General features: G+C 57.4%; 22 protein-coding genes and 8 pseudogenes. 14 read left to right on the top strand and 16 right to left on the bottom strand.

Translation table 11 applies throughout. The features are described 5' to 3' along the window. Positions 1-754 (top strand): CPBP family intramembrane glutamic endopeptidase (locus C463_RS10405; RefSeq protein WP_008443510.1); only part of this gene is annotated, 754 nt, incomplete at its 5' end. 1,720 nt (positions 755-2,474) lie between these two features. Here C463_RS10405 and C463_RS17770 read toward each other — a convergent pair. From C463_RS17770 to C463_RS10420, 3 genes are all read right to left on the bottom strand, one after another. After that, positions 2,475-3,230 (bottom strand): DUF6498-containing protein, encoded by a 756-nt coding sequence (locus tag C463_RS17770; protein WP_080510812.1) that lies wholly within the window; start codon positions 3,228-3,230, stop codon positions 2,475-2,477. 143 nt (positions 3,231-3,373) lie between these two features. Further along, a complete protein-coding gene (locus C463_RS10415; RefSeq protein ID WP_008443513.1) occupies positions 3,374-4,222 on the bottom strand; it encodes an IS1595-like element ISHca2 family transposase in 849 nt (282 codons plus the stop codon). Positions 4,223-4,519: 297 nt separating this feature from the next. Further along, positions 4,520-4,975, bottom strand: a complete 456-nt coding sequence (locus C463_RS10420) for a hypothetical protein (RefSeq protein ID WP_152422396.1) — start codon at positions 4,973-4,975, stop codon at positions 4,520-4,522. A gap of 1,125 nt (positions 4,976-6,100) precedes the next feature. Between C463_RS10420 and C463_RS10425 the strand changes: the two genes are divergently transcribed. Further along, positions 6,101-8,857: a M14 family zinc carboxypeptidase gene (locus tag C463_RS10425; RefSeq protein ID WP_152422397.1), complete on the top strand. Its 2,757-nt coding sequence runs from the start codon at positions 6,101-6,103 to the stop codon at positions 8,855-8,857. Positions 8,858-9,903: 1,046 nt separating this feature from the next. Here the strand turns inward: C463_RS10425 and C463_RS10430 are convergent. After that, on the bottom strand, positions 9,904-11,205 hold the full coding sequence (locus C463_RS10430) for a hypothetical protein (RefSeq protein ID WP_049905807.1): 1,302 nt from the start codon (positions 11,203-11,205) through the stop codon (positions 9,904-9,906). A gap of 491 nt (positions 11,206-11,696) precedes the next feature. After that, positions 11,697-12,227 (bottom strand): annotated as a pseudogene (locus C463_RS10435) (transposase); the annotation flags it as partial. 84 nt (positions 12,228-12,311) lie between these two features. Between C463_RS10435 and C463_RS17775 the strand changes: the two are divergent. The 8 genes and pseudogenes from C463_RS17775 to C463_RS10470 form a co-directional block, all read left to right on the top strand. Beyond that, positions 12,312-12,430 (top strand): annotated as a pseudogene (locus C463_RS17775) (IS6 family transposase); the annotation flags it as partial. A gap of 567 nt (positions 12,431-12,997) precedes the next feature. Further along, positions 12,998-13,543 carry a hypothetical protein gene (locus tag C463_RS10440; protein ID WP_008443520.1) on the top strand — a complete coding sequence of 182 codons (546 nt, stop codon included), beginning with the start codon at positions 12,998-13,000 and terminating at the stop codon, positions 13,541-13,543. A 73-nt stretch (positions 13,544-13,616) separates the two neighbouring features. Further along, positions 13,617-13,907, top strand: coding sequence for a hypothetical protein (locus tag C463_RS10445; RefSeq protein WP_008443522.1), 291 nt, complete (start codon positions 13,617-13,619; stop codon positions 13,905-13,907). Continuing rightward, complete coding sequence (locus C463_RS10450; RefSeq protein ID WP_008443524.1) at positions 13,907-14,233, top strand: DUF7558 family protein; 327 nt, start codon at positions 13,907-13,909, stop codon at positions 14,231-14,233. The genes C463_RS10445 and C463_RS10450 overlap by 1 nt, the downstream gene beginning before the upstream one ends. Positions 14,234-14,389: 156 nt before the next feature. Next, a complete protein-coding gene (locus C463_RS10455; RefSeq protein ID WP_049905809.1) occupies positions 14,390-14,740 on the top strand; it encodes a hypothetical protein in 351 nt (116 codons plus the stop codon). Between the two features lie 6 nt (positions 14,741-14,746). Further along, positions 14,747-15,076 carry a hypothetical protein gene (locus C463_RS10460; RefSeq protein ID WP_008443529.1) on the top strand — a complete coding sequence of 110 codons (330 nt, stop codon included), beginning with the start codon at positions 14,747-14,749 and terminating at the stop codon, positions 15,074-15,076. Positions 15,077-15,169: 93 nt separating this feature from the next. Further along, positions 15,170-15,538 carry a hypothetical protein gene (locus C463_RS10465; RefSeq protein ID WP_008443531.1) on the top strand — a complete coding sequence of 123 codons (369 nt, stop codon included), beginning with the start codon at positions 15,170-15,172 and terminating at the stop codon, positions 15,536-15,538. After that, positions 15,535-16,104, top strand: a complete 570-nt coding sequence (locus tag C463_RS10470) for a hypothetical protein (protein WP_049905810.1) — start codon at positions 15,535-15,537, stop codon at positions 16,102-16,104. The genes C463_RS10465 and C463_RS10470 overlap by 4 nt, the downstream gene beginning before the upstream one ends. A gap of 922 nt (positions 16,105-17,026) precedes the next feature. Here the strand turns inward: C463_RS10470 and C463_RS18650 are convergent. Both C463_RS18650 and C463_RS10480 read right to left on the bottom strand, forming a co-directional pair. After that, the gene (locus C463_RS18650; RefSeq protein ID WP_152422398.1) at positions 17,027-17,581 is read right to left on the bottom strand and encodes a hypothetical protein; all 555 of its coding nucleotides are present in this window, start codon (positions 17,579-17,581) and stop codon (positions 17,027-17,029) included. A gap of 61 nt (positions 17,582-17,642) precedes the next feature. Next, a pseudogene (locus C463_RS10480) lies at positions 17,643-18,781 on the bottom strand (RNA-guided endonuclease InsQ/TnpB family protein). Positions 18,782-18,791: 10 nt separating this feature from the next. Between C463_RS10480 and C463_RS10485 the strand changes: the two are divergent. Continuing rightward, positions 18,792-19,187, top strand: coding sequence for a hypothetical protein (locus C463_RS10485; protein WP_152422399.1), 396 nt, complete (start codon positions 18,792-18,794; stop codon positions 19,185-19,187). A 575-nt stretch (positions 19,188-19,762) separates the two neighbouring features. After that, positions 19,763-19,915: a hypothetical protein gene (locus tag C463_RS19230; protein ID WP_008443541.1), complete on the top strand. Its 153-nt coding sequence runs from the start codon at positions 19,763-19,765 to the stop codon at positions 19,913-19,915. A 39-nt stretch (positions 19,916-19,954) separates the two neighbouring features. Here C463_RS19230 and C463_RS10490 read toward each other — a convergent pair whose 3' ends face one another. The 4 genes and pseudogenes from C463_RS10490 to C463_RS10505 all read right to left on the bottom strand — a co-directional run bounded on the left by C463_RS10490 (position 19,955) and on the right by C463_RS10505 (position 23,366). Next, positions 19,955-20,338, bottom strand: coding sequence for a DUF7124 domain-containing protein (locus tag C463_RS10490; protein ID WP_008443542.1), 384 nt, complete (start codon positions 20,336-20,338; stop codon positions 19,955-19,957). A 1-nt stretch (position 20,339) separates the two neighbouring features. Beyond that, positions 20,340-21,632 carry an FAD/NAD(P)-binding protein gene (locus C463_RS10495; RefSeq protein ID WP_008443544.1) on the bottom strand — a complete coding sequence of 431 codons (1,293 nt, stop codon included), beginning with the start codon at positions 21,630-21,632 and terminating at the stop codon, positions 20,340-20,342. Then, positions 21,629-22,561 (bottom strand): annotated as a pseudogene (locus C463_RS10500) (metal ABC transporter permease). Before C463_RS10500 ends, C463_RS10495 begins: the two are co-directional and overlap by 4 nt. A 116-nt stretch (positions 22,562-22,677) precedes the next feature. Further along, a pseudogene (locus C463_RS10505) lies at positions 22,678-23,366 on the bottom strand (metal ABC transporter ATP-binding protein). Between C463_RS10505 and C463_RS20160 the strand changes: the two are divergent. After that, positions 23,331-23,477 (top strand): annotated as a pseudogene (locus tag C463_RS20160) (tRNA (N6-threonylcarbamoyladenosine(37)-N6)-methyltransferase TrmO); the annotation flags it as partial. The pseudogenes C463_RS10505 and C463_RS20160 overlap by 36 nt on opposite strands. A gap of 134 nt (positions 23,478-23,611) precedes the next feature. On the opposite strand, the gene C463_RS10510 reads toward C463_RS20160, so the two are convergent. The 3 genes and pseudogenes from C463_RS10510 to C463_RS19705 all read right to left on the bottom strand — a co-directional run. Next, on the bottom strand, positions 23,612-24,568 hold the full coding sequence (locus tag C463_RS10510) for a ZIP family metal transporter (protein ID WP_049905812.1): 957 nt from the start codon (positions 24,566-24,568) through the stop codon (positions 23,612-23,614). Between the two features lie 302 nt (positions 24,569-24,870). Continuing rightward, positions 24,871-25,005 carry a hypothetical protein gene (locus C463_RS20025; protein WP_008443559.1) on the bottom strand — a complete coding sequence of 45 codons (135 nt, stop codon included), beginning with the start codon at positions 25,003-25,005 and terminating at the stop codon, positions 24,871-24,873. A gap of 230 nt (positions 25,006-25,235) precedes the next feature. Further along, a pseudogene (locus tag C463_RS19705) lies at positions 25,236-25,406 on the bottom strand (MogA/MoaB family molybdenum cofactor biosynthesis protein); the annotation flags it as partial. A gap of 4 nt (positions 25,407-25,410) precedes the next feature. On the opposite strand from C463_RS19705, the pseudogene C463_RS18660 reads away from it, so the two are divergent. After that, positions 25,411-25,557 (top strand): annotated as a pseudogene (locus tag C463_RS18660) (nickel-responsive transcriptional regulator NikR); the annotation flags it as partial. A 7-nt stretch (positions 25,558-25,564) separates the two neighbouring features. Here the strand turns inward: C463_RS18660 and C463_RS17790 are convergent. Beyond that, positions 25,565-25,954 carry a CopG family ribbon-helix-helix protein gene (locus C463_RS17790; RefSeq protein ID WP_008443562.1) on the bottom strand — a complete coding sequence of 130 codons (390 nt, stop codon included), beginning with the start codon at positions 25,952-25,954 and terminating at the stop codon, positions 25,565-25,567. 136 nt (positions 25,955-26,090) lie between these two features. Beyond that, positions 26,091-26,538: AAA family ATPase (locus tag C463_RS17795; protein WP_152422400.1), on the bottom strand; the 448-nt coding region annotated here is incomplete at its 5' end.

Consider the following 26,538-nt stretch of genomic DNA (forward strand, 5'->3'; position numbering starts at 1 on the left):
ACACTGCTCAACGAAGTCGAGGATATCGACTTCCATGGACAGAATCGATTTCCTCGGCTTCGTCCTTCTACTCCGCGATATTAGCCGATTAGATCGCTATTTAACACAGCAGCTTGGACAACTTCGTAACCTGCGAGCTGGTATTTACTGGTATCTCATCGGTATCGCCATCATGATGGTCGGAACCGAAGCCGAGACAATAGTTGCGGTGCTTCTCGGTGCCGACGTGGCGGTTCCGTATGCCCCAATCAGCGATTACATCTTTACGTTCGGTGTCACACTGTTTCTGGCTGGTGTACTAGAAGAGTTAGGTTGGCGTGGCTTCCTACAACCCCGTCTCCAGCAGCGGTTCAGTGCGCTCCACGCGGGTATAGGGATTGGCGTCATCTGGGGCCTTTGGCACGTCCCAATGATACTCACTGGAACCGGATATTTTACCTTTTTCTGGTATTGTATGGTGAATGTGACAGCTATATCAGTCATTCTTGGATTTTTGTACAACAACACAGAGGGAGCGTTGCCAGCCGTGATGATCGCCCATGCTTCGCATAATATGCCCCGTATCGGGGACGCTGCTGGAGACGTACCTGCCGTGTTTGACATCCTGTCGGGAGACACCGTATTATATCTGCTCTGTGCGTCGATCATTGCGCTGTATGCCGGGTCACAGACGTTGACGCGGGATGGTACTCTGCCTGCGGTCCCCGGTCAACTCGGAGACTATGTACCGAAGCAGGAAGTGCCTGCTGACTAACGACCCGGTAGACTGGTTGCGGTTCAAGCTAGTACAGCAGTTGTGTTGACCGATCACTCTCTCCGGTAATCGGCCTCAGTTCGTCCCACGTTCGCGCGCTGTGTTCAGTACCGCTCGAATGATCTCCTCGATGGCTGTCAGTTCGGGCGTGCTGACTATAGAAGTTGTAATCAGTAGGGAACATCAAAAAGAAGTGGACCGGCTTCCGAAGACCATCCATGCGCGAGACCCTCCGTCAAACTGGTATTGGATTGTACGGTCTGTGGATAATAGCGACGACGCTGCTCATTCTCGGTCGGTACACGCCGTTTCCGTCATATGAAATCGTCCACTCAGCGGTTGTAACTGGCGGAGTAATACTTACTATCGCAGGTACGGGGCAACTTCTCCAGGAAGGCTATCAAAAGGTCGTCTCAAGGTAGATACGCGCTTTGTATCTCGCAGGATCGTGTCTAACTTATTCACTTTCTATCAAAACATCCGTGACCGATACAGAGGCTGCCTGTGGCAAACCAGATTTGTTTATATCTACTTTTTGATGCTGAATTCATCGCTTAGTAGATGTACAAATTACAGATTCAGATTCCGCATCGTATTTATTTCCAGTCACCGCAGTTTGATGTATGTACCCTGCCCTCCGGTACACCATTTCTCTGGGTGTTGGACTGATAGTTACGATCCTTGTTGTAGAACTCGCCGCAACTGATCACCTAATCACGCTTTCCCTTGTCCCGCTTTACGCTGCTACAACATCAATGATCTTGGCGCATAGACAACAATGGCTTTCGCTTTCTCGTGGCAGTTCTAATCGTTCGGCAAGGAAACGAGGAGCCACCATCGGAGGTATCGGAGCATTCACAGGGTCGCTGCTCCTCCAAGCGTCAGTACCCGCTGGGTTTGCTGGCTTCGGACTAATGCTTCTCGGCATGGCTGGNATCGGAGCATTCACAGGGTCGCTGCTCCTCCAAGCGTCAGTACCCGCTGGGTTTGCTGGCTTCGGACTAATGCTTCTCGGCATGGCTGGTGCTATTGGTGACTTCGACGAATTGTAGACGGTTGAGCACTCCGCGCGCCTAATAGTAGTGCGAGATACGCGCCCTGTATATAGCAGCGTTCACGTGATCTACTCAATACTTGTCAGTAACAGCGTGACCGACATAGTACGCAAGTCGGTTGGACTGATTCAGTCAACCGGTAATGAATCGAATCTGTGGGCTCAGGCGAGCCATGTCATGAACGACGGTTAACTGACACACCCAAAGCAAGGCGACAATGCCTACAATAATATAGACAATGGCAGGAGGGGTGTACGTGACAAAACCCGTCCATTGGGCGGCACCGTACACAAAAAACGAGGAGCCAAGACCCAAGAGCAGTGCTTGCTCTGTACGGGTAAGTATTCCAGATATCATGTCTTTTCTTTCCACTTTGCCCTAGATAACACTACAAATTCGCTCTTTCGGTTTGTTAGCACTTCTACTGAAATCGAAAATAAAACAACTGGGGTTGGTTGCTGAATTCACCCTCTGTATCTCGCACGACTTTCCTGACAGGTAGCGGGGAAGTACTCGGGTTAATCGGTACGTGAGTTCTCTATACTAACCGCGACTGGATAAGAATATATCAATTGCTGAGGATTTCAACTGAGCCATTGATTTCTAATACAACTCCAGCGATCATCATCTCCCCCGAGAATTTACGGCTCGCGTGGAGGCTCGTGCTAGAGCGCTTCTCGCAGCGGCTGGTCACGGCTATCGAGATAATAGCTTACGAGATCGATAAGGAATTTAGAAGCGATTGCGGTGACAATCAACGGGTCACGAGCCGCACTTTCGATACTAGTAGCGCTCCCTTCTGTAGACTCATATGCAAGTAACAGGATAAGTAATCCAGCGCCAGACAACGCAAAGCCCTGCCAAAAGATTCCTTTAGCAGCCGTCCAAGCAGATGTCTCACGGTGTTTGCCACGGTAAAAGTACTCCAATACTGTTTGAGCTCCTTCGCTAAGAAATATAAAACTAGCGCCAGTCACAACCCATGCTGACGTAGTAGTTGAGTGTGACGCAGCAACGACTGGGCCAGCAACAAATCCTCCAAATCCAATCCAGATACTAGCAAGTAAAGGGATTATAAAAAACAACGCAGGAACAGTTCCGACGTAGACGCCAACGTTAGTCCGCGGGATCACGAATCGCTTCTGTAGTATGCTGCTACCACTGGATGAGGAGTCGCCACCTTCGGTTTTAGAGAAAAGAATCCGTGCCGCCGCTCCTGAAGCGCCCGCGAGATCCTCAACCCCACCCGTCTGGTCAGGTCGGTGGCCAGCAAACAATGCGCGTACGACGGCCCAGATGACGAGCACGCCGAGTTCGAGCCAGTAGAATACTAACAAGGCTGTTACAGATGTATCAAGTATCACGAGCCCAATTACTGGGATGATATTTGCCACCAGTATCGAGAGGAGTTTTGTGTTCATCAACGAGGTCTGCGGAGGAAGCAGATCAGCCATTGGGTTACAACGCTAATCGGCAGTGCTCTTTACTTGATTTTGTTGACTCGCTCTTGTGTAGCACATTGTTGATTTCAGAGAGTTGCTTTGACGGCGTGTTTGAGCGCTTTTTATCCGGGTTTGTGATAGAACTCTCGTCTGAGTTGGAACACTCGGAGATACTGTGTGAGGCGGTCTTTTGAGATGCCTCGATGCGGCGAGAGCCACCGTCGCGCCAGCGACGCGTGGCTCTCGCAGGTGTTCACGTGGACCGTGTCGTCGGCGTATTCGCCGTCGCCGTGAACGACGTATTCGCGGTCGGATTGGGCGTCTTCTGTAAGCGGATCGTACGCGCAAAATCCGTCGGTATAGACGGTGAAAGGCTCCTGTTGGCGGTCAGCCAGCAGGAGCCGGATCGTCGATTCGTCTGCGGATTTCGCTGGCACAACGTACTGTTGCTCGGTGCCGCGATCCACGAGAATGAACACAGGCGGTTTGTCTTGATCATACGTTCCGCGCCCGCGTCGGGCGAGGCCGCGAGAGCGCGACCAGCGGTCGCGCTCGCGGCCTTTTATGCCAACAGAGACGTAGAACTCGTCAATTTCAACCGGGTCACGGAGATCGAGTGACGGCGCGTCGAGCGCTTCGGCAAAGCGCTCGACACGCCTGTGGACCGTTTTGTAGGTAACCTCGATTTCGCACTGTAACTGCCTGAGGCTCGTGTTAAACCGCAAAAACGCGCAGATCGAGAACAGCCACTTGCGGAGTGCGATCTTCGAATGAGCGAAGATCGTGTCGGTCTTATCCTTGAACGTGCGGTCGCAATCCTTACACAGATACCGCTGAAACTGCCCGTAGCTGCCGTTTCTGACCGTTCGGTCAGAACGGCAGCGAGGACAGGAAACGCCGTCACGCCAGCGAACCTGTTGGAGCAGGTCCGTTGCGACCGATTCCGACCCAAACGCATCTAGCGGAATCATTCGTGTCGGACACCGCTGACGCGGTGTGCTTGTCCTCTTCGACTCCACAGCCACAGCTCGCCAGTATCAACAATCTCCTACAGAAGAGCGTCGCCGTATAAACCATATGAAGCAGCAGCGCGAAGCTCCACCCGAGCAGTCCGGCGATCCTATGGGAACTTGGAGCGATATCAAAAAGAGACGGCAAGCAAGTACCCACTAGCCCATCCAAGGGGGGCCAAAGACCACTGTAATAATACTGAGCTGAATAGTGAACGTGTTTGAGTGAAACCGGTTTATAGTAGTCAAGACGTTGATTCAAGATCCGGTATAATTCGCACTGACGATGCCAATTCGAGACCCAATATAGATCACACCGACCATCCCAGACCGACAGATAAGATACAGGATCGCAAATATAACACCAGTCACCGGATGAAAAATAAAGAGGGGGCTGTATGTGCCAAACAGAATTATTTGACCGAGTAGTCCGGTCGTCCACGAGTCGTTTAATGGGTCAAGCCAGTCCCAATACTGTACGAGATACGGCGGGATGGCCCCAAGCATAACCCCGGGGATAGCCCCCAGAAGGAGTGCGAAGAACTTCGACGACGGCTCTGGCTGAAGCGTGGCGAGTCGCGTTGCGGCCATCATCCACGACATCAAGACAAACTGAATAGTTTTCAGACCGAGACCAAGCAAACTGAGCAGGGCAGTATTCGTTTCGGCGTAATTAAACGATCCACCATGGAGCCACTCGCCCAGTGACGTCATTTGATCGATCATAGCGAAGTTGTATCAATTAAACGTTGAGTTATCTTCGCATTAACAGCTAAGCCACTGTTTCAACTACTGAATATGCGCTCTGTATCTCACATACCAATAAAATATCATTCCAATTTGGTGGGTATCTCACCACTCAATCTATGCGGCTATATTCGATTGAGGATAGCTCTATGACACACCGACCCTATAGAGGACTGAGGGCGCGTATCCGGCAAACAAACCCCATGGAAAGGCGTGGAGACGGCGCGTTTTTGTGTCTAATAGACACCTCATGGACGAACGCCGAGCACGTTCTCACAAAAAAGCACCCCACAGCGTGTCATAGAACTCTTCACATAGGGGAAATGGAGAAATAGATTTGGAGTCCGTACAGTAATCACTGAGAAGTGTCTGAAGCGGTCAATGCGGCTAAAGACCCACCACACATTATCAAGACGCTTGCTCCGATCACGATGTTCGTCGTGTCACCGTACCAGATTCCCGCAATCACGAGAAGACCACCACTCACCGCAACTAATCCAACTCCTAGATGAGAGGTGTCACGGTAGCGCATTGACCCACAATATTGAGATTAGTCAAAAATATATGTCGCTCATAGAACGGTGTGAGAACCCTTCTATGACACCCACACCCCCATGGAAGAACGACCTCCGGGTTTCTCACGACCAACTCCCATGGAAGGATGTCGCCCCGCAAATTCGTATATTAAATTCGATCCGCAGACAAGGAACCAGCATCGTCTCCAGACGGCGTTCTGTGGGTGGGTCCTCGAACAGCAGTTACACCCGAGAGTACAGTGACGACACGACTCACATATCTCGTGGGTCTGTGGAATCCATCGATGTCTCTGCGCCTATCGTTCCTGTCTCTGACCTGATCACCAGACTAGGTGACTCTAGCTGATCGAAACCCACAAACAGGGTATCGGATACCGGACGGAATTATGACGACCGTAAGAGCGAACACAGGACGCAGGTCGCCAGCAGTACCGGGACTGGAACGAGTCCGAGTCTCACCTGCTGAAACACTGCGGCTGTTTTTATCATACCCAACCCATTCATATAATACTGTATAAGCCAGTCAAAAACTGTTGGAAAAAGCAAACCCCTCCATATGTCACGCAATAGTAAACTCACAGATAGACGTACCGTTCTACAAACAGTCGCTGGTCTCGCGGGGGGGAGTGCGCTCGTTGGCGCGAGTTCCGATGTCAGAGCCGACGCCGAACGCCCTGACAACCGGTTCTCAAAGCGCTGGTGGACCGCCCACCAGAATGAGCCTAAAGACGCGCTTCTTCCGAGCGTGATCCTGTTCGAAAATGAGTCAGCACTCGACAGGCTCGACAAACTGGGGTACGAATCTGTCCGGACGACGACCGCGGCCGACCCGCCGGCGGCGTACGCGAAGATACCAAATGACGCCGCCTCGTGGCGCAAGCTGCTCGAGTTCAGATCACTGACGACTGTACTGTACGCTCCCGGAGCGAACCCATTTTGGGTGCTCGAACACTACTCCGATCGGATATTCCCGGAGCCGGCCGATGCTGTCGATTATGTTTCCTATCCGGAGTTCGTTCAAGGTGTCGCAGAGCTCGAAAACGAGCATCCCGATACCGTACGGCACGTCCACGTAGGTGAAAGCCCTGGGTGGCTCAATGTCGCGTCGAAGTCAGTGGCCCGTAACGACATCCACGTTGTCGAAGTGAGTGAAGACGTTCGCGACCGGTCGGCGTTCAATAAAAAAGAGACGATCGTGGCCTCCCTAGGAATCCACGGTGATGAGCGAGCCGGGGTAGAGGCGGGCGTCCGGTTCGTTGAAGATATCTGCCGCGGAGTGAGCGACGCCGCCGACGCGCTCAACGATACTGCGTTCGTACTTGTCTTTCCTAACCCCGACGGCTGGGTGTCGCGGCTACCGTTCACCGTCGACGGTCGGTTCGGCCAGACTCGATTCAACGACGCTGGCAACACGTTCAAACGAAACACTGGCGCAGATCACGACCCCAACAGAATCTATCCGACAGTCGGTTGGATCAACGCTGACCACTATCCAGCCGAACCCAAAGGGACGGACCTGAGCGACGATAGAGCAGGTACCGACAGCGACGTTCCAGCAGAGCCGCGGGATTACGAACACGAAGTGCCGGGCGGACTCGGCGTTGTAGATCACTTGCGTGGCTACGAGAACGTCACTTGGGCTGTAGACTTTCATGGGATGTTCGCGTCCGAGAAGCTGGTAAAGCTACTGGCGGGTAATGCCACGTTTGATTTTACCGACGCGCACGCAATATTCGATTTTGCGGGGCACCTAGAGACGGCACTCAACGACGCAGTCGGTGACATTCTTTCGGCGCGAGAAGACGCGTTCGAGGCGCGCGCACAGGCGGCAGCTTCCTACCTCGGAATTGAACGGACACTGCCAGTGCCGACAGACACGTTAGCTGCTGGAACTATCTTAGACATGGTTGGGTACAACACGAGTGGCGGGTTCGCTTCCTGGGCAAGTTGCTCTCCAGAGGCGGGTGGATTAGGCGCTCGTGGTATAGCCTTAGAGATGGCGTGGGACAACCGGATTGGCAGCATGAGTTTCGATCCGGCCGTCGTTGACCTACAGGTCCAAGCCTACGAGACTGTATTCGAGTCTTTCGCCTCTTACACCGGCAACGAAGACATAGCCATCGAGAATCCAACCAGCGAGAACGTGGCGCTTATCGATGGGGGTAATACTCGTGTTACTGCATCGGATCTTCCCTACCCAGTCGGGAGTCGTGATGAAGACGCCGTCGCGAGCGGCGGTTCCAGCAGAGACGTAGTGAGCGGTATCGACGCGACAGAGACACCGGTGTCGGTTCCGGCCGACGAGCAGACGACTGTGCCCGTTGAGGGGGAAGGCGAGACGCATCGGCTCACCGCGACAGTCGACGCCACCGCCGGCGCGGCTGACGTCACTCTTTACGACCCATCAGGCGCGGTCGTTCGAACAGCCGACCAGTACACGACTGCGACGGCACCTGAAGGCCGGTTCGTCTGGGGGGTCAACGACCCGATAGCCGGAACCTGGGAACTGGAGTTTTCCAACGAGCACGGCGACCGGGCGGCTGTCATCTCGGTTCGAACGCGGCTGAGGACCGACCAGCAGCTGGACCCGCGCGCCGCACTAGGTTACAATCAACGAGACTACGATGCCTCCATCACTGACGTCGTACCGAGCTACAGGGCGGCGAGCGACGCCCTCTCTCCGGTCGGGGTTCTGGACACGGATGCGGTAGAGTTGGGGGTGGACAACACCGACGCCATGGTCGTCCCAACTGACACAGGTATCAACCGGTCGCGCTATCTTGAGAGCCTCAATACGGCGCTGACTGAGGAGGGGAAGACGGTTGTTCTGACCGATAGCGCGGTCCGAATGCTCGGAGAGTCCGAGTTCTCTGTGTCTGTTCCCAGGGACGCCGTACAACGAGTTATGCAGTCAGGGATCTCGCTGGGCACGCGAAACGAAGATCACTCGCTGCTGGATGGGACTCGGCCAGGCCAGCGCGAACTCGTCCGGAGTAGTCCACTCGGATACGCCACGACAGCCAACGGGGCACCAATGTACGGCGTCGACCGCGATGCCTTTGAGGCGGTCGGTGGCACCGTCGCGGGGCACTACCAGCAGGAGGACAAGGCGATGGTCACCGCGGGGACCATCCAGATACCGAGCGGAGGCGGCGAAGTCGTCGTTCTCGGCGGCCTGTTACCATCTCCTACTCAACGGAACCTCCACCCGTTCGGCCTCACAGGCCAGTCTCTGACCCACCTCGGGTACACCGTCCTCGCCAACGCGGTTGGTCATTCTCCTCCATCCGTCGAAACGTCCGACGCTGTATAGTCCAACTGAGCGACGTTGCTCATGAAGTGGGAGATTTTCGACGTAGGCATCAACCGAATTGGTGTTTAGCTAAGCGCTCTTGCGTAGGAGATTGTGGATACTGATGAGCGGCAGTTGTGAAGTCAAAGATGATAAGCGCCCCGCGGCAGCGGTGCCCAACACGAATGATTCCACTCGATGTGTTTGGGTCGGAATCGGTCGCAGCGGACCTTTTGTAACAGGTTCGCTGGCGTGATGGCAGGGGGTCATAGAACTCTTGTCACACCGTGATAACCGCGGTTCCCTGATTGTCTTCGCGCTCGTAGTTGGTGATAGCGACAGCGAGCGTTTCTACGAATCATCGTATGGCTCTACAGTTGCGCCTCGTAGTTGCTCTAAGGTTTTCTAATTTTTCTATCAGTCAGTTGTGTCCAGCGGTATTGATCTCACGAATATGGCTTTCGTGAGGAACTGAACAATACGTCCAAGACTGGTCGGTGAGAGGTGTAAATAATTCAATATTGAATAGTCGGTCAGTCCACTCGTCAGTATCATTCGCTTGGATTTTAACAGTGAGTCGACAGATGCGCAATCTTCAGGGAGTGCCGCCCGATGCTCGTGTTCTGAAGCGACGGAGATTCGATCTGATTCCGGCACCTTGGTCAACTTGTTTTCGATAGTTTCGAACCCACGAGCGGGTTTGATTTGCGGCACGAAAGATATGCGAATGAGACCGCTGAGAAAGTCACTAATGCCCTCAGTGAGGTCTACGACGCGCTCCCGGAGGGATAAGTTACCCTCGACACAGATTACTATCGTATAGTAACGGTGGGAATCTCCCTCCGATCGCTGGTTGCTGATGTAGTCACGGCCGATCCAGCCAGAATCAATCCTATCGTGGACTGGTCGATTACGCTTTTCGATATCAATGGTGTTTCTCTGACAATGGCCGCAATTCCAACAGCACAGGGGTTCTTAACGGTTAATCTCACATACAGACCTAGGGGTCAGGCTGAGTAGCCAGATAAGTTCTTGGAGAACTAGTTCTGAAACAGGATTTTTCAGCTTTAGTGCTCGTTCACTCGGTTATCCGTTTGTGAGAAGGCCTCGGTTGCCATGTCGGCCCGCTCGGCCGCCTCGATATGCTGGTACGCTCCACGGACCTGTTCCTCGCTATTATCAAGATATCGGGCTGCAGCGGCGTAGCCGAACTGCCGAACGAGTACCTCCCCAACGCCACGACGCCCACCGTGGAGCTCGAGATAGTCACCATCGAGCGTGAGATCGAATTCGTCCCGTCGCTCAATGAGTTCCTCATGATTCCACAGTTGGTCCATAATCGAGCGGGCTCCCTCGGTGGTGAGCGGTTTCGGCGCAGGCAGGTCATGCTCGGCGGCGACGACGAGGTCTGGGGTCCCACCACGAATCCGTTCAATCGCGTCCTCATCAAGACCACGTTCGGTGAGGCCCTTGGTGACGTGTGAAGCGAGTGACGGCCGGTGAAGTGTCGTAAACACTGGCCACGACTCGGGGACATCTAGCACCTCTGCGTACCGACGTAGCGGTGTGATGACAGGTTCGGGGAGAGAGGCCTCCTTCCACTCGCGACTCTTTCGGAACACCGTCACACTGCTGTCCGCGAACGACACGTCACGCCATCGGATTCCGTTGCGGCCCTCGCGGTCCTCCTTCGGCGCCGAAAGGAACTCCGACCCACGCAGCCCGGTATAAGCAATGACGTACACGAGTGCTTGCTCACGACAGCGCTGGTAGGCTTCGAACCGAGCCCGCTGTTTGGCTTGCCAAGCTTCACTCTCCGGATCCCCGTGTTTGGCCTGTGGGACCTCGATTGCGCCGAGCGTGTCAAACGCCTCGGAGACACGGCGGTCGACGAACTGCGTGATTAGATCGCGGTGGATCGGCTCCCACGATTGCTGGTCGCCTGGTCGCCGGCCATCGTTCTCGGGGAGCGGGTCCTCGGCGTCCGACTCCCGGGCGTAGTGACGTGGGATGTACCCCTGCGCGTGCGACCATCCGCACCACGAGGCGATGTGCGCGTAGTAGGTGAGCACGGTCCCGGCAGCGTATCCCGACGTCGAGAGGTAGCGGGCGTAATCTGAGAAGACCGTCGTGTCGAGGTCTGCGAACCGAACAGTGTCGCCGTCGACGACGCCCTCCCAAGATTCTGGCGGGGAAGCGTTCGCCGGGTCAGCTGTCTGACCGAGACACCATTGATGGAATCGACGGAGTTCCCGCTCGGCGTCAGTTCGGTACGCCCCCTGCTCACCGACATCGCCTTTCCCCTTGTCCGTGAGGTATTTGCTGAATGTGTCGTCGATCGGCGTTTCCACGGAGCGACGACCCGTCATTGGACTTGCTGGGTGTGGGGGTTGGACCGTCGATACGCCGCTTCAGGTCCGACGAGCGGGCTGGGACGGGCATTGAGGGAAGGGCTGGACATAATTCTGGAATTGACTCAGTTGAGGCCACGGGTGGGGGTCACTAAGAGTTTACTCTGTCTTACCGAGATAAGACAAAGTAATCAAATTGCCGCCCTATTGCTGATACTCAGAGATTATCCCCGGATTTCAGGCGTGAGAGCCGATATGATCCGGTTGACAATACTAATAAACACCATGTCGCTATATAGAATTAGGCCCGTGGAGTTGCCACAGTTTCGGAGGATGGGGTCAGTTTTAGGTCGAATTAGCATTAGTTCGTGGCTCTTCTCACCGATCAGTCCTGATTTGGATCTCTACCGGTCGCATCTACCGGACGTGCGTGCGAAATTGCGTGGATTCTGTCGCTCCTGATTGGGGTTGTCACTCCCAAACGGCAGACTCAGTGGGGCATCAACCGGCTAGTCGTGTGGAATCAACGACGAGTCAACGAGTTCAACACACTCACCCGCAGTCAACACGGGTGCGTAGTCCATCTCACCGCCCACGCCCGCTTTCAGCAGGAAGTCGGTGAGCCGCCAGATATTGTACAAGAGGACCGCGAACACGAAGTAGAACAATCGAACGCGGTAGTCTTTCGAGGAGGTCTTGGCGAGAAAATCACCTTTGATCGATTTGTACTCACTCTCGATCTGCCACCGGCGGCTGTAGCGCTGACAGAATGTCTCAGCTTTCTCGGGACCGACTCGAAGATTCGTCGCGAAGACGGACGTTCCCTCTCCACTCGTCGACGGGACGTACAGCAGCCGCATTGGATGCGATCCAGATGCCACATGGACAGAAGCTGGCTCAACAGCCACCTCTTGATCGTCTTCCTCCATTTGTTCAAGTACATCCCGTTCGGAGCTGGAGACTCGCTTCGGAATGAGGTAGTTCACATCGAGGTTTGAGAGTGTCTGGAACACTTGTATCGAGTCAAACTCTCGATCACACTCCAGACATATCTCGATCTGCTTGTCGATCGGTTCAGATCCCCGTACTGTCCGGTCAGTCTCCGGGAGGACAAGTTGAAAGAACACGGCCCCGATTTTAGATATGTACGGCATGGAAATCGGAACAGCGTCAAACGTGTTTTCGTGAAATAGAACGTCGAACTATATGTTTCTCAAACTGTTTCAGCAACACCGAAGCATAAACCTCCGACGAGTGGTTGAGATCATTTGTTTTAGTATGGAATCAGCTTGTCTGGGAACTACCTCCTGCCGGCCCAAGAGAAATGCTGCGGGCAGGTTCACCGGAGACCTATTACTTATTATTCACAAACTGGTGCGCTCTTGTGTAGAGCCGCGGAAAGGCGATTTGACATTTTGAAGACCTGCTGTCGTCCAGCGATCTGGGTCCTAGTTGGCGTACCTAATTCNGATTTGACATTTTGAAGACCTGCTGTCGTCCAGCGATCTGGGTCCTAGTTGGCGTACCTAATTCGCTGCTGGGTACAACTCAACGACTCCTTTACGCGTTTCTACATAAGAGCGACTACTGTTAACCAACGGCTGTCTCTGAACGGCGAGGAGCGTTGGTTAACCAAGTTAACCAACATTCCCGGCCGAAACCGACACTGTGTTGGTTAACATTGAGGCTGGATCTACTCCCTCGTCCCCGCCCGCCGCCCTGATACTCTAGTGAGTGAAACTTGGCGGCCGGTCGACTCGAATGGCCGTCGCGACGGGTTTTATCGGGTCGCTGTTCGTCGAGAGCGAGTATGGTCGTCGTCGAGGAGGTCACCAAACTAAGCGAGCGCCGCACCCAAACCTCGTCCGAGGCGTTTCCGGATGAGTCGCTGGCGTCGATTCAGGCGGCCGTCGAAGCCGTCCCAGCAAGCGTCTTCGACGGCTCGACGAAGCACACGGAGGTCGGGGCGTTCGATGCCGCAATCGCTGACGGGCTCTCGCAGTACGAGTACGAAGGGGACGCCGCCGGTGGCTACAACCCGAACTGTAAGCTCTGGTCGCATCAGGGGTTCAACTACAGCGTCGACCTCTACGACGCCGACGCCCGCATCGCCATCGAGGTCGAGAAGAGCGAGCGGAAGAACGTCAGCGACGACCTCCTCAAGTTCCAGAAGGGGTACCGCACCCAGAAGGACGGGCGGCCGAAAATCGAGTTCGGCTGTCTGGTGGTGCCGGTGAACTACCTTGGTCGGCATAACCTCTACCAGCACAGTCTGACGAAGCTCGACTTCATGAAGGGCGTCCTGTTCATCGACGACATCGCCGTCATCGGCTATCGCGACCCGCGACCGGACTGACGCTGTCACTCCTGACTGTTTATCGGCGCCGGGAGGCGTACAGCGCGCGACAGTGTGCGCGCCGTGATTCACCATGCCTGGTCCTGATCCTCACGACGACACGAGTGCCGACTACGAACAGTTCGAGAAGGAACAGCTTGCCCAGGACCGCGACGCCGCCGATGTCGACACGGCGGACGTCGACGACGCGACGGCCGAAAACTTGGTCAGCGAGCTCATCGACGCGGACATCGTCACTCCGGTTCCCGAGGACCACATTCTGGTTCACGAGCCGGGCGGTACCGCGTTTGACTCATCGACGCAGCTAGCCGTCTTCCACCGTGGCTGGACGGCCGGCCGCGACGCCGATGCGGAGGAAGAGTGATGCAGCAAACGCTCGTCGGCTGTGCGTTCTGCGACGCCCCGCCCGATACTGAGACTGGCGAGGCCCACACTTGGGGACAAGACGAACGGGTTACCCACCCGATCTGCGTCGACTGTGCGACTCAGACGGAGCCGAATCCCGACGAGCGCGATCACGTCGCCTGTGACGGCTGTGGGCTGGTCGTCGACACGCTCGCTGCGCTCACGCGGTTCCGCGTTGAACTGGGGCATCTGGAAGGCCCGTTACAGTTGTGCGCCCGCTGTAGTCCAGGCGGGCTCGCAACGTACTGGACGCGCGACCTCGACGCGCACATCGTCTCTGACTGACCCGCCGAACGGTCGTCAACGTGAGTGGAACGGCGACCACTCCGGGAGGTTCACAGTTGTCCGTAGCTGTCTCACCCCGCGACCTCAGCAGCGCTGGTTGTGTCGCTGTCCCGTCGCTCCGCTATCTTCAACAGACGGGCGCTCCTCGGGATGACTATGGACTGCCTCGCGTGCGGGTCCCCTGTCACCCTCGAGGTCGGACCGGACCGGCCGCTTTCGACGTCACTGTCCGACGCCATCCTCGCAGCCGAAGAGGACGAGCATATCGAGGTGACCCGAGACTGTTGGGACTGTGGCTGGCACGAAACGCGGGCGCTTCGCGTCACATCGATCGACACGACCGCCGGCGACGAAACTGCCATCGAGCGAGCCGCACTCATCGGCGAGATTACGAATGAGCTCGGGGCGATCAGGAGTGTGGACACGCTCAAGGAGACGCTGGCTGCAATCCGCCGGCAACGAGACACCGACCCGGCGAGGACCGATTCGGACGACATCACGGAGTGACTCGAAATGCCTGATGCTGAGCCCCACTATACCGTCCGTGAGCAAACCGCGAATCCCGAGCACGCATCGGTCGACGATGTGGTTGACCTCGTGATCCAGCGAGCGCAGAACCCGCGAGCCGAGCACGAGAATACGCATTTCGATACGGCGGTCGCAGCGCTCGTCGACAGGTACGGAACGGAGTCAGTCCGGACAGTCATTCACCGCATCCTTGTCGACGACGAGCCGTTCCGGACCGCCACGAACGGCCTTGAGATGCGTAACGTCGACGCCGTTCGGATCGGGACGGTAGCCAGCTGGTTCCTCGAGGAGCTGAACGCACAGGACGACGGCTGAGACTGGTGGGAGGGTCCCGTCAGGGCTTCGATGTGCAATCTCTGTGCAAACGCCGAAACGGTTATCACTCTATGTGTAGAATGTGCACATAGAATGAGCGCTAGTGATGATCCGCGACGGGTCCATTTCCAGTCGCCGGAGTATCTCGTCGACCGACTGGATGCGATCGCGGAGCTCTTCGACAAGGATCGGACGGATCTGCTTGTCGACGCGATTCGTGAATACATCGAAGACACCGCCGACAGCGAGACGTTCCAGGAGTTAGTCGCGACGAAGTACTACGACGACCAGCTTGAGTTCGAGACGGTCAAGCAGTTGGTCGGCGCCGAGACTGCCCAGCGTCTCCGGCTTCTCAAAGCGGATCTCGAGGATGAACCACTCGATCTTGCTGCCCCCGACGATGTCGACGTCTACGATGGCGACGCGACGGCGGTCGATACTGTAGCCGACGACGAGCGATGAGCGGCCGGCGACTGCGTACGGTCGTCGCCGACACTAGTGCGCTCGTCAGTCTCGCGGTTCCCCGCGCCGACGCGGCGGTCGACACTAACACTTCGGACCCGTTCCAGTTTCTGCTCACCTCGTGTGACGTGTTCGTGCCGCCAGAAGTGATCGCCGAACTCCGTGACATCGCGCAGTATCAAGACATCCACGCCGCGGCTGCGAACAACGTCCTCGCGGCCCGCAGCTACTACACGGTCGCGGACCCCTACGAGCGCGAGGATACACCGGACTCCCGGCCGACGTTCGGGCTCGACGACGGCGAAACCGACGGGATTGTCCTTGCGAACGCGCTCGATGTCGATGGGTTTCTCACCGACGAGTTCGGCGGAACGAACTTCCCACTGATTCACGCCGTGCTACAGGGCCCGCGGATCGTCCCGACGCCGCGGCTCATCGTCGACTACGCTCGAAACGCGCATCTGAGCCACGAAGAGGCTCGAACGCTGATCACGACGATCAGCCCGCATCGGAGCTGGGAGAACAGTCCGTACGTCACACAATTGCTCCACCGTCTCGAAGAGTAACCAGTCTCCGGGTGGCGACGCCGAACAGCCAGCGCCGGCGACGGCACTCGAAAGCCCTCGGCCGCTCGGCATCCCATGACCGCCGCTGCGCTCCTCGTGCCTGCGGTGCTTGCGGGGTCGGGGGACGACCGAGGCGGCCTCGCCCTTTCTGAGTCCGCCAAGACGGTAGCTGGGTCGCTGAGTGTCGTGGCCGGCTGGACAGGTGTGTACCTCACGGCCCGCCCCGCTCGCCGCTGCCGCCTTCCGGTGAGCAAGCTCACCGGCGTCCCGCTCACTCCGTTCGCGGGACCTCCNGTGTACCTCACGGCCCGCCCCGCTCGCCGCTGCCGCCTTCCGGTGAGCAAGCTCACCGGCGTCCCGCTCACTCCGTTCGCGGGACCTCCGCGTCGCTCGCGACCGACCATTCGTAGAGGGTTCGATGTAATCGCCAAGTTGCCAACAGTTTTTCGCAGTCGTGCTGAATAGAGCGCGCGAATGTGGTACGAACCGAAGCCGATCTACGGGGGAGAGTGATCGGTCAGTATAGCGCACACATGTAATCTAAATGCCTGTGACAGTGTATTCGTTTATTATGAGGCGGTACAACACCCTCAGGTATCTTGATTGGGGCCTGATAGGTATCCTCGCTGTCGTCGCAATGCTGTGGCAGCTTTCCATCGGTAATTCGTTCNGAGAGTTAGCAGCGCAGTATTGGCTGGCGGACTCAGTCTCGCAATCAGTATGCGCTTGGCTCGGTGGTATCGTGAGCGGTGACCACGCAAGCGAGTTCTATCAGCTGATTCGGCTGTAGATACACGAAATAAATGTCGTGCCAACTCTTCTATGACACCCTACACTTGAGTTATAATCAATGCTTGGCCCAGACTGCTCACGAATGCGCTAGAACCGATAATCTGGTACGTTTCGCAAGGGACCGCCCAACTCAAAACAAAGAACGCAATTCTTGAGCGACACGGAGCCACACACCGGACCACAGCGAGACTAGCGCCGGGGCTCCGGGTAGGTTGTTGTCGCGGATTGCGAGATACCGGACTGTCACGACTCCAGCACACAAGAGTGCCGCGAGTTCGACCGACCCGAACACTAGTTCCTCGAACGTCTCACCTCCGTATGCCTGTATTATCGGGATAGCGATGTATACGGTCTGTGCACCACCACCCAGTAGGATCAATCTTGATGGACTCCAGGCCACGTCGGTCGCTCGCACACGCCGTCGGTCCAGCGCCAGCCCCACAATGTAGACCGGTGTGTAGAAGAAGGCTACTCCGAGGAACACGAGCGTCAACCCTCCGGGAACCAACGGAATGAATTTCGGTAGTCCGAAGCTGGTTGTTGCGGTGCTGACTAGGCCAAACAGGAGCGCGCCGGCCAGTACTCCGGCTGTCAGAACTGGTTGGATGGCCAGTGTGGTAGCCCATCGCCACGATACGTTCATCTCATCTGTGGTTGATGTATGTACCGTCTCAGTTTTCGACATCGGTAATCCGGTGTATCAGTATGTTGTTTCGGCCTGAGTCAACTACACTATCCTGCTTCGCTCACCCTGACGGGTTCGCTCGTGGAGGGTGGGGCTTGTCCATGAATTTGGCCTCAAACCNCCTTCCGGGTGGGCGGTAAATCCGCCGATCGGCGTCACAGTTCCAGACTTCAGGGCAAGCTGACTGTTGCCCGTCCGCCGAGACGACTGTTGGCCCCGGCGGACGTACCGCATACCAATATTTTTCGCCGCGTTATAATCTGCGTTCGCCTCCGACTCGTACTTCACGCACTGGAAATCGTTGCGAGTCGCGCGATTCTCGTCTGCCGTGAACCCACACTCGGCGCACCGCTTCGACGTATACGCCGACCCGACTTGCTTCACCGAGATACCTTCCGCTTCGGCTTTGTACTCCACTTGCTCGTACAGCGTTCGGAACGCCCACTTGTGTCCCCACGACGCCCCCATTCGGTCGCGGATGTGACTCAGGTCCTCGAACGCTATCACGTCGCACTCATACCGAAGTGCTTCGTCTACGATAGCGTTCGACGCTCGGTGAAGTACGTCACGGACGTAACGAAGCTCCCGGCCACTCGACTGTTCAAGGGTCCGATGGGCGCTTCGCGCCCCCGTCTGTTGGAGTCCAGTTCGTACATTCTCGAACTCATGGAGGTCGTGGGTCAACTCCCGACCGCTGACAAAGGAGGCGGTACTTGTGACGGCGAGATCTTCGATACCGAGGTCAACCCCGAGGACCGTTCCGTCCTCGGCGGTGTTCCGCTCCGTATCGGTCTTGGGTCGGCGGAAACCGATATGTAAGAGGTAGTCGCCGTCACGGGCGGTGAGCGTACTTTCTGTGACGCTCCACTTGTCGGAGTCAAGGTACTGTCGCTGGTAGCCATCGTCGGCGTCGGGGAGGGCAAGCGGACACCGGACGCGACTCTCTGTGGTGGAGAGCGACACCGTATCATCATCGAACAGCGTCATGGTCCAGGTGTCGTATTTCACCGTGGGTGCGGTGAAGGTGGGCTTACTCACCTTCTTGCCCTTCGCCTTCCGTCCGATACAGCTGGTGATGACTTGTGCGGCTTGGTGGGTGGCGAGAATCGCGTGCTGACTCCCGAGGTCGGTGTGTTTGCGCACGCTGTCGTAGGCGAGGGGCTTGACCCCGAGGCGATTCACCGTCGTGACCTCGGGGATGCTAGACCGCGTGGCCGCCTACGAGCGCGTCGTAGCCCAACTCGACGCCGACGTGTTCCTCGTAGTCGATCGCTTCGAGGAGCGTCACCGTGACAGACTCAGAGATTTCGACGGACCCGCTATCGCGGAGCACTTCCACGAGGACAGTTCCATCGCAGCGGCGGTGTCCGATGGAACAATCCCCGAGTTTGGGAAGTGGACGACCGAGACGTTACTGTTGGAGTCGCTCCAGCCCGAACGCCCTGACACTGGCGAGACGATGGCGGCCCTCGAACGTGGGCACCGATCGATCGTCAACGTCGAGGTCGAGAGTAACGCATCGGCTCTGGCAGTGATTCGGTTGTTCGGAAAAAGCGGCTACGCTGTGAAGTACCTCGGGGCTCGTCCCCGAGGCTTCACCGTTTAGGATTCAGCACCGTGCCCGCAGGCGAATTTAATTCCCCTCGACCTCCCCCGATAGGAGTCGGTTGGAATTAACACCCGAACGCTCGGTGCGTCCGTGAGGGTCGGTCGCTCCACCACGACCCGATAGTGTCCGTCTCACCACGTCTTCAACGTGGGTTTGAGAGACACCACATTTCCATATCGTGTCTCAGTCAGCATTAGATTAAGATCTTTAATCCGTCTTTTGGGTTCTCTGACTGTGCTCTATTATACGAATCGTGGTAAGTAAAATGCTCGTGTCGGCTTCACCCTCGGGGTCAAGCCCCGAGGCACTCGCCTTGCTTATCTGTAGACTTCTTCCGGTGTAACTGTCGCTGTCACGACGAACACGTTCTCGCCCGTACACAGACACCGACCAATTCGGGTTGACTTCCACTCTGCGCTGAAAGCCGCGAAAGTTTAGTCACTGGCGTACCCTGCCGGAGTGCTGGCGGGTCGTTATTTATCTCGGTGGGGAAAATTAATACTGAGAAGCAACTCCACCACCCTATTTTTTAATAATCGTTTTAATATATAAGATCTTGGGTTGTTAATGTAATGTCGTACACCTGCTCCAACTGCGATTCAGAGTTCCAGAGCGCTGCCGGCGTGACCCAGCACGTTGCGCTTCACCACAACACGTGTGCCGAGTGTAACGAACAGTTCGACGAGACCGACGGGCTGCGCGAGCACATCCACGAGAACCACTGAGCGGACAGTTCGGTCCGACAACACGAGAAATCCCCTTCTTCAGGGCCACTCATCCTCGGCTGAAGGTGTGGTCCCGACCCGCCAGTCTGCGGCCGCAGCGGCGTCCGTCACCGGCTGGAACGTCCAGCCGGGAACGGTCTCTCTCGCCCTGCTGGGCTCGTCGATCCCGACGAACACGTACCGTTGCGTCTCGAAGTGCTTGCGTACACTCGCGAGTGCCTCTTCGATCGTTCGAGGACCTGATAGGAAGTCCTGCTGGTATCCCGCCTCTCGTACCCGCCGTCGTTCGATGAAAGACGGTTCCGAAGAAATAATTCCGATGTGACTGGTCCACGTTACAGCGTCGTCGAACGCTCGCTTCGGTCGTGCGAGCCGATCGAGTGCCCGTAACGAGATTGCCAGCGTGAGGTCGTTCGACGGCATTTCAAGACCTCCCTTTGAGAGCCGACGAGGCGCTCTCCGAAGCAGCCTCAGTTCGTGACGCGAGGAGCCGTTCCGCGACTCGACGAGCGCCGACGATGTTCCGGGCGAACGGACCGACACTGGGTTCTGCGAGCGCTCCCGAAACAGACACCGCAGAACGGCTGCCGTCGGTCCTTCGCCACGCGAGGGTCCGGTCGTCGAGGACGGGGAAGCCGTCCGCGCCGCGTTCGAGTGACAACGATTCGGCGACGGCCTCGACCAACGGATGCTCCGGAACCGGACCGACTCCGGTCGCGAGCACGACCTGCGCGTTCGCTGCCGTCGTTCCGTCGTCGAACCGCACAAATAATCCGTCATCTGTTGCGGCTGTAGACGTGATTTCGCCGCGTCGAACCTCGAGGTCACGACAATCGCGAGCTTCGTCTAATCGACGCTCGACGTACGGGGGAATCGTTCCGTCGTTGCGGGCGGCTCGAATCCGGTCGAGACGGGCCTTCGACCCCGACGGAAGCGTGTGAATCTCCTGTTCGACGTGTCGCCAGTTGATCCAGTACGGGTCGGCTTCGGTCAGTTCGATATCGAGGTCGTGTCGCGAGAGGAGCGTCACGTCCGTGTGCTCCGAGAGGCTACAGGCGGGTTGCGCAGCGGTGATACCGCCCCCGACGACGAATGTCGGCCCCGCGAATTCCGCTGCTGTCGCCGGGCTGAAATCGTCGTCCCAGACGTGAGCGAGCGGGGCGTCGTCCGGGAGTGACCTCCCCCACGCCGGGACCGTCCGCGGGCTGCCGAGCCCGACGGCCAGAACGACACGGCGAGCTTCAAGCGTCCCCGAGTCCGTCTGTACGTCGAGTCGATCACCAGTCTCGGACCTGGTAACACCCGTCACCTTCGACTGGAAGTGACATTCGCCGATGTCGCGTCGATTAATGACGTTTCGGGCGTGGTCGACAAAGAGTTCGAGCGTCGGTCGGTTCGGATAGTTCTCCGTCGAGACGAGTTCGGCCTCTCGATGCGCGCCTTCCGCGAACGATTCGAGCGAGAACGGCTCAGTGTCGATGTGGTGGACATACGTCGACCGGAGCGTCCGCATGCCGCACTGACGGGCCCTCGTCGCGAACGAGGCGAGCAACTGCTCGCGAAGATCGACGAGACAAATCTCCCGCTGCGCGTGTCCGCCCTCCGCGAGGAGGTAGTTGGCGAGACAGGTTCCGTGAACACCGCCACCGACGATCACGTACTCGTAGGGTTCTGGCCCGCTTGACGTGCGACCCGTGTCCGGTCTGTTGACGGTCACTCTCGCTCGCCTCCGTCCACTTCGAGTCCGTCTCGGGACCGCCCGGGCCGCAGGCTGCGAGGCCGTCCCAGGATTAGGTGCCGATGCGGTAGTCTTCGAGCGCCAAGGGCGACGACGTACACGGCGATCGCTGCGACGACGATCGAGCCGCCGGCCGCGATCCCGTAAACGTACGATAGCGTTACCCCGGCGATCGCCGCGAACTCGGCGGCGATAATCGCCAACAGGATGGACTGCTTGAAACTCCCGGCGAGTTGGGTCGCGGCGGCGACCGGCACGACGAGCATCGCGGCGACCAAGATAACGCCCATTATTTGCATCGCGCTGACGACGACCAGTGCCGTGAGCACGACCATGAGGCGTTTGTAGAGACGGACGTTCAGTCGGGCCGCCTGTGCGGCGGTAGCGTCGAACGTGACGTACAGCAGCGGCCGGTACGTCAGCGTGACGAGGCCACCGACGATGAGACTCATCAGGACGAGGATCCCGACGTTCGCCGTCGAGACGGTCGCGAGACTCCCGAAGAGGTAGGCGTCGATACCGACGGAGATGCCGCCGTCGGTCGCGGTGATGAGGATACTCCCGACGGCGAACCCGCCCGTAAGCACCATCGCTAGCGATGTGTCGGTGTACGCGCCGGCGTGTTCGACGAGTAACTCGACGAGCAGCGCGGTAACGACCGCAACGACGAACGCAGTCAGCAGTGGCGACAACAAAAGGGAGAGGGCCGAATTGAGGAACAGACCGACGGCGACGCCAGCGAAGGCGGTGTGGGCGAGCGTATCACTGAGCATCGACATCTCCCGATGGACGAGGAAGGTTCCGACCAGTGGGCCGATGACAGCGATACAGACCGCGGCGAGGTACGCCCGTTACATGAACGGGTAGGCAAGCATCGGCGCCCCGAGAACCTCCGCTAGGAGGTCCATGGTGGGGTCAACCACGGTGTCGAGGAACCACTCGATAGGGGTCGTGAGGCCGAACCATAGGGCAGGTAGTTCGGCGAGTAGCGTTCCGGCGAGGTGTTGGTATGTGAGAAACATGATTAGTGGTCGTGTTGGAGGACGTGCTGGTCGGTCCCGTACGCCCGCGCGAGGGCGCCCGTCTCGACGAACTCGTCCGGATTGCCGTCGAAGTACAGCTGGCGGTTGATACAGGCGATATCCGTCGCGTAGGTGGTGACGACGCCGATGTCGTGCTCGATGAGGAGGACGGTCAGCCCGGTCGCATTCAGGTCGCGTAGGAGGCTGTAGAACTCCTCTCTGGACTCGCCGTCGACGCCGACCGTCGGCTCGTCGAGCGCGAGCAGGTCGGCCTCCGAGGCGAGCGCACGGGCGATGAACACTCGTTGACGTTGGCCACCGGACAGTCGGCCGACCCGCCGAGAAGCGAGATCAGTAATACCGACCTCTTCAAGCGCCCCCTCAACCGCTCGCCGGTCCGCCGCCGAGAACCGACCGAAGAGCCGCCGCGGGTACCGCCCCATTCGACCACTTCTTGGACCGTGATCGGCATGTTGCGTGCCGCCTTCGTCGCGTCCTGTGCGACGTATCCGATTCGTTCGCCGGCGTTAGACTCGTGCGCGGGCTCGCCGAACAGCGAAACCGTGCCCTCGTCCGGTCGACGAAGCCCGAGCATCAGATCGAGCAGCGTGCTCTTGCCGCTCCCGTTCGGCCCGACCAACCCGAGGAAGGACCCGGGTTCGATGTCGTCGATCGGACTCCGTTGCTGGATATCAAGCCGTTCGTTCCCGACTTCGACGTTCCATCCGATGCGGATACAGACTGGATCACCGCCTCGGAGTCGACGATTGAATCAAAGCGAGCCGATAGGCGTTTCCTTTGACAGAGTTTGTCCTACGCTCTCACCCCGACACACAAGAACGGACAGCAGAATCATGATTCTCCGATACCGTGCGAGTCGGAGCGTGTATCTCATACGGCGCCATAGCCGGTCAAGATTCGAAGCGGACGGCCGGTTCAGACGTACAGCAGCGGCACCATCACCGCAACCCCGGCAAAGATCCCACCGACAAGTGCACGGTAACCGCCGTACGGGAGGTCACTACCGGTCTCAAGGGCTTCAGGAATGAACTCTGTGATGACCAGATAGATCATTGCACCGGCGGCAAAGCCAAACCCGAACGGAAGGAAAGACTCGGCCCAGGTCACGAAGGCAAACGCGATAACAGCCCCGATGGGTTGTGGAAGGCTAGAAAACACCGCTGCACCGACCATCCGCCACTTCGACAACCCCATCGCACGCATCGGGATTGCGATCGCGGTCCCTTCGGGGACGTTGTGGATCGAAATCGCGACCGTCATGAAAACGGCCAGAACAGGGATCGCGACGCCGAAGACGTTCATGCCCCCCTCGAATCCAAGTTCTGCAAAGGAGACGCCCACAGCGACCCCCTCGGGGAAACTGTGGACGGTGAGGATACCGAGGATTAACACCAGCGTTTTCAGATCACCGTCGGCAAACGCCTTCGCTTCCAGTCGGTGGTCGTCCGGTCCCTGCGTCCCAGTATCTGTGGCGGGCCTTGATCCACCGTCGGTATTAATCTCTGTCGTGGTGTCGGTATGTTCCCCACCGACGCTGTCGTTACCGTGTCTGTGATTGGTTTCGGCGTGATCGTCCGTATCGATATCAATTCGATCGAGCAAACGGTCGGACGCCTCAACCAAGGCGACACCCGTCAGGAGGCCACCAATCATCAGGGCTGGAAACCCTCCAGCGGCGTACTGTAACCCCTCGTTGATGAGACCGAACAGTGACGCGGCTACCATAATGCCGGAGGCAATTCCCCAGAGGGCGACGTTCCAACTATCGCTGAACTCCTCGACAAAAAAGAACGGGATTGCCCCCAGTCCGGTGGCTAACGCAGTTACCAACCCGGCGACGAACACCAGCACGATGTGGCTCAGGATCACTATACCAACTATTAAACTCCTTAAACAAAAGAAACTTTCTAAAATGCGAACTCTATTTTTGATTGTCCTAATTATTCAGGCGTGCTGTGACGGGCCCTCCGTATACAGCGAGCCGTTTGTGTCAAATTCCGAGGGTTTCAACGGAGTCAAAATAGGGGCACTCTCCTGTAGTGTGGCGGAACTGGCTCTCACGGCCGACGTTCTGATCGAATTTTCGACGTATTCAGATACTGTAGCCGAGATTAAGGGGGTAAGTGGTCTGTTAACGCACTATTCCGCCAGTCTACACGAGAGCGAATGGGTTGTTATCCTACTTTTTCGAACCGATGGATGACGGCGGTATCGTCGTCGTTCCAGGTTGTATCGTGGGTGCGTTCGATTCGCTTTTTGTAGGCTTCGAGGTTCGGCGAGCCCTCGGCTCGGGCGTCCTCGTCCGTCATATCACCCTGTCGCTGTTCTCGTACCGTCGTCACCTCAAAGATGACGTCGTCGATTTCGAAGCGGTCACCCTCGGAGGCGTGTTTGTCGCCGCGGTGCAGCTGTGTGACGTCTCCGGCGATGACCGCTTGTCTGATTTTTCGGCCGGAAGTAGTTCGTCTGCTTCTATCGGGGTCATTAGTTGTGTCTCACCAATTTCATCGTGTGCTGGATTCCTGTCCTTCGGGGGTCATTAGTGCGCCTCACCCCCGGATTTCTCGTTCGTATGCCTGGTTGCGAGTCCGGAGAGATGCGGGGCTCCCTCGACGATAATTTCTGCCGTGGCGAGCTCGACGGCGTTCTCACTTCCCGGGAGCACGAACACTGGCACGTCGCGGGCGATGCCCGCTGTCGCACGGGTCGAGAACTGTATGGAGTTGTACGTTTTAGAGGGGACCACAGAAGCAATATCTGGATTCGTCAACAGCGTTCGAGCAGTGCCGAATGTCCAAGCGGTGGATTACTCGATCGCCTCACTGGGCGATGCTCGCATCGATCAGCGCATTAATTCTTGAGCACCGCTCAGTGCTCGGCGAGGAGCAGCAGTTTAACACGACTCACCGTATCGAAATCGCGCAACTGATAAGCGAAAGTCCGGACGCGCGAGGCTGGCCCGTTACAAAAGAGCGTCTCGAGACACCATTCTCTTTCATGGATATGATTCGTGGTCGTGATGATGTCCTGAAACTGGTGTTGTACGTCGTGGATGTCTTCAATAACTGCTTCGTGTTCGTAATCGAGGGTCATGACGACGACAACATCGCCTTCGATATCTTCTAATCTGGCGTGTGCCTCAATGTACTCTTGTATCGCTTCGCGGGCGCCACGCGAACGCGAGTTTAATCCTTCTGCTTGCCACGTTTCGTCGAACTCGGACAGGAGGTCATCGGGAATGTTGAAGCTCGTACGCATGATCTTGTTCGTGATTTTATCGGTGATCTATCTTTGATTATCACAATACTCCCGAGTCGTGGGAGACCGCTCACGTGAGCTCCGACCACCCGGCTGAGTCTCATCAAGAAGTCTCGGGAGATACCGAAGAACGCAGTCAGTCATGTCTGTGTCCGTCCGTGGAGGGTGTCGGTGCGGTGTTCGAATTTCCAGCCTCCGTCAGGAGCGACACGAGGTCCGATTCGGTCACCGGCTGTGCCGTCGCCCCCAGCCCTGCGTCACGAGCCACACGAACCGCGCTCGGTGGGTGAAGGTTCGCGTCAGCCAACAGGGCGTCGTCGTAGAACACCTCTCGGGGTGTTCCGCCTCCGATGATGTTGCCGTCGGCCATCACGCAGACGCGGTCCGCGACTTCGGCGGCAAATTCGAGGTCGTGCGTCGACAGGACGACACTGATACCGTCCTCGTGAACGTGTTCGATCCGTTCCGCGACCAGCTGGGACCGGTCGGGATCGAGCCCTGCGAGCGGTTCGTCGAGCACGACCACACTCGGTTCGAGGACGAGCACACCGGCGAGGCCAGCGAGCCGTTTCTCCCCGCCGCTC

Source organism: Halorubrum californiense DSM 19288 (assembly GCF_000336875.1).
Classification (GTDB): domain Archaea; phylum Halobacteriota; class Halobacteria; order Halobacteriales; family Haloferacaceae; genus Halorubrum; species Halorubrum californiense.

What these genes read in the sequence shown, in the direction of transcription:
- C463_RS17770 (WP_080510812.1), bottom strand. Translation starts at nt 3,230, where the DNA reads ATGAACACAAAACTCCTCTCGATACTGGTGGCAAATATCATCCCAGTA.
- C463_RS10415 (WP_008443513.1), bottom strand. Translation starts at nt 4,222, where the DNA reads ATGATTCCGCTAGATGCGTTTGGGTCGGAATCGGTCGCAACGGACCTG.
- C463_RS10420 (WP_152422396.1), bottom strand. Translation starts at nt 4,975, where the DNA reads ATGACGTCACTGGGCGAGTGGCTCCATGGTGGATCGTTTAATTACGCC.
- C463_RS10425 (WP_152422397.1), top strand. Translation starts at nt 6,101, where the DNA reads ATGTCACGCAATAGTAAACTCACAGATAGACGTACCGTTCTACAAACA.
- C463_RS10430 (WP_049905807.1), bottom strand. Translation starts at nt 11,205, where the DNA reads ATGACGGGTCGTCGCTCCGTGGAAACGCCGATCGACGACACATTCAGC.
- C463_RS10440 (WP_008443520.1), top strand. Translation starts at nt 12,998, where the DNA reads ATGGTCGTCGTCGAGGAGGTCACCAAACTAAGCGAGCGCCGCACCCAA.
- C463_RS10445 (WP_008443522.1), top strand. Translation starts at nt 13,617, where the DNA reads ATGCCTGGTCCTGATCCTCACGACGACACGAGTGCCGACTACGAACAG.
- C463_RS10450 (WP_008443524.1), top strand. Translation starts at nt 13,907, where the DNA reads ATGCAGCAAACGCTCGTCGGCTGTGCGTTCTGCGACGCCCCGCCCGAT.
- C463_RS10455 (WP_049905809.1), top strand. Translation starts at nt 14,390, where the DNA reads ATGGACTGCCTCGCGTGCGGGTCCCCTGTCACCCTCGAGGTCGGACCG.
- C463_RS10460 (WP_008443529.1), top strand. Translation starts at nt 14,747, where the DNA reads ATGCCTGATGCTGAGCCCCACTATACCGTCCGTGAGCAAACCGCGAAT.
- C463_RS10465 (WP_008443531.1), top strand. Translation starts at nt 15,170, where the DNA reads ATGAGCGCTAGTGATGATCCGCGACGGGTCCATTTCCAGTCGCCGGAG.
- C463_RS10470 (WP_049905810.1), top strand. Translation starts at nt 15,535, where the DNA reads ATGAGCGGCCGGCGACTGCGTACGGTCGTCGCCGACACTAGTGCGCTC.
- C463_RS18650 (WP_152422398.1), bottom strand. Translation starts at nt 17,581, where the DNA reads ATGTCGAAAACTGAGACGGTACATACATCAACCACAGATGAGATGAAC.
- C463_RS19230 (WP_008443541.1), top strand. Translation starts at nt 19,763, where the DNA reads ATGTCGTACACCTGCTCCAACTGCGATTCAGAGTTCCAGAGCGCTGCC.
- C463_RS10490 (WP_008443542.1), bottom strand. Translation starts at nt 20,338, where the DNA reads ATGCCGTCGAACGACCTCACGCTGGCAATCTCGTTACGGGCACTCGAT.
- C463_RS20025 (WP_008443559.1), bottom strand. Translation starts at nt 25,005, where the DNA reads ATGACGGACGAGGACGCCCGAGCCGAGGGCTCGCCGAACCTCGAAGCC.
- C463_RS17790 (WP_008443562.1), bottom strand. Translation starts at nt 25,954, where the DNA reads ATGCGTACGAGCTTCAACATTCCCGATGACCTCCTGTCCGAGTTCGAC.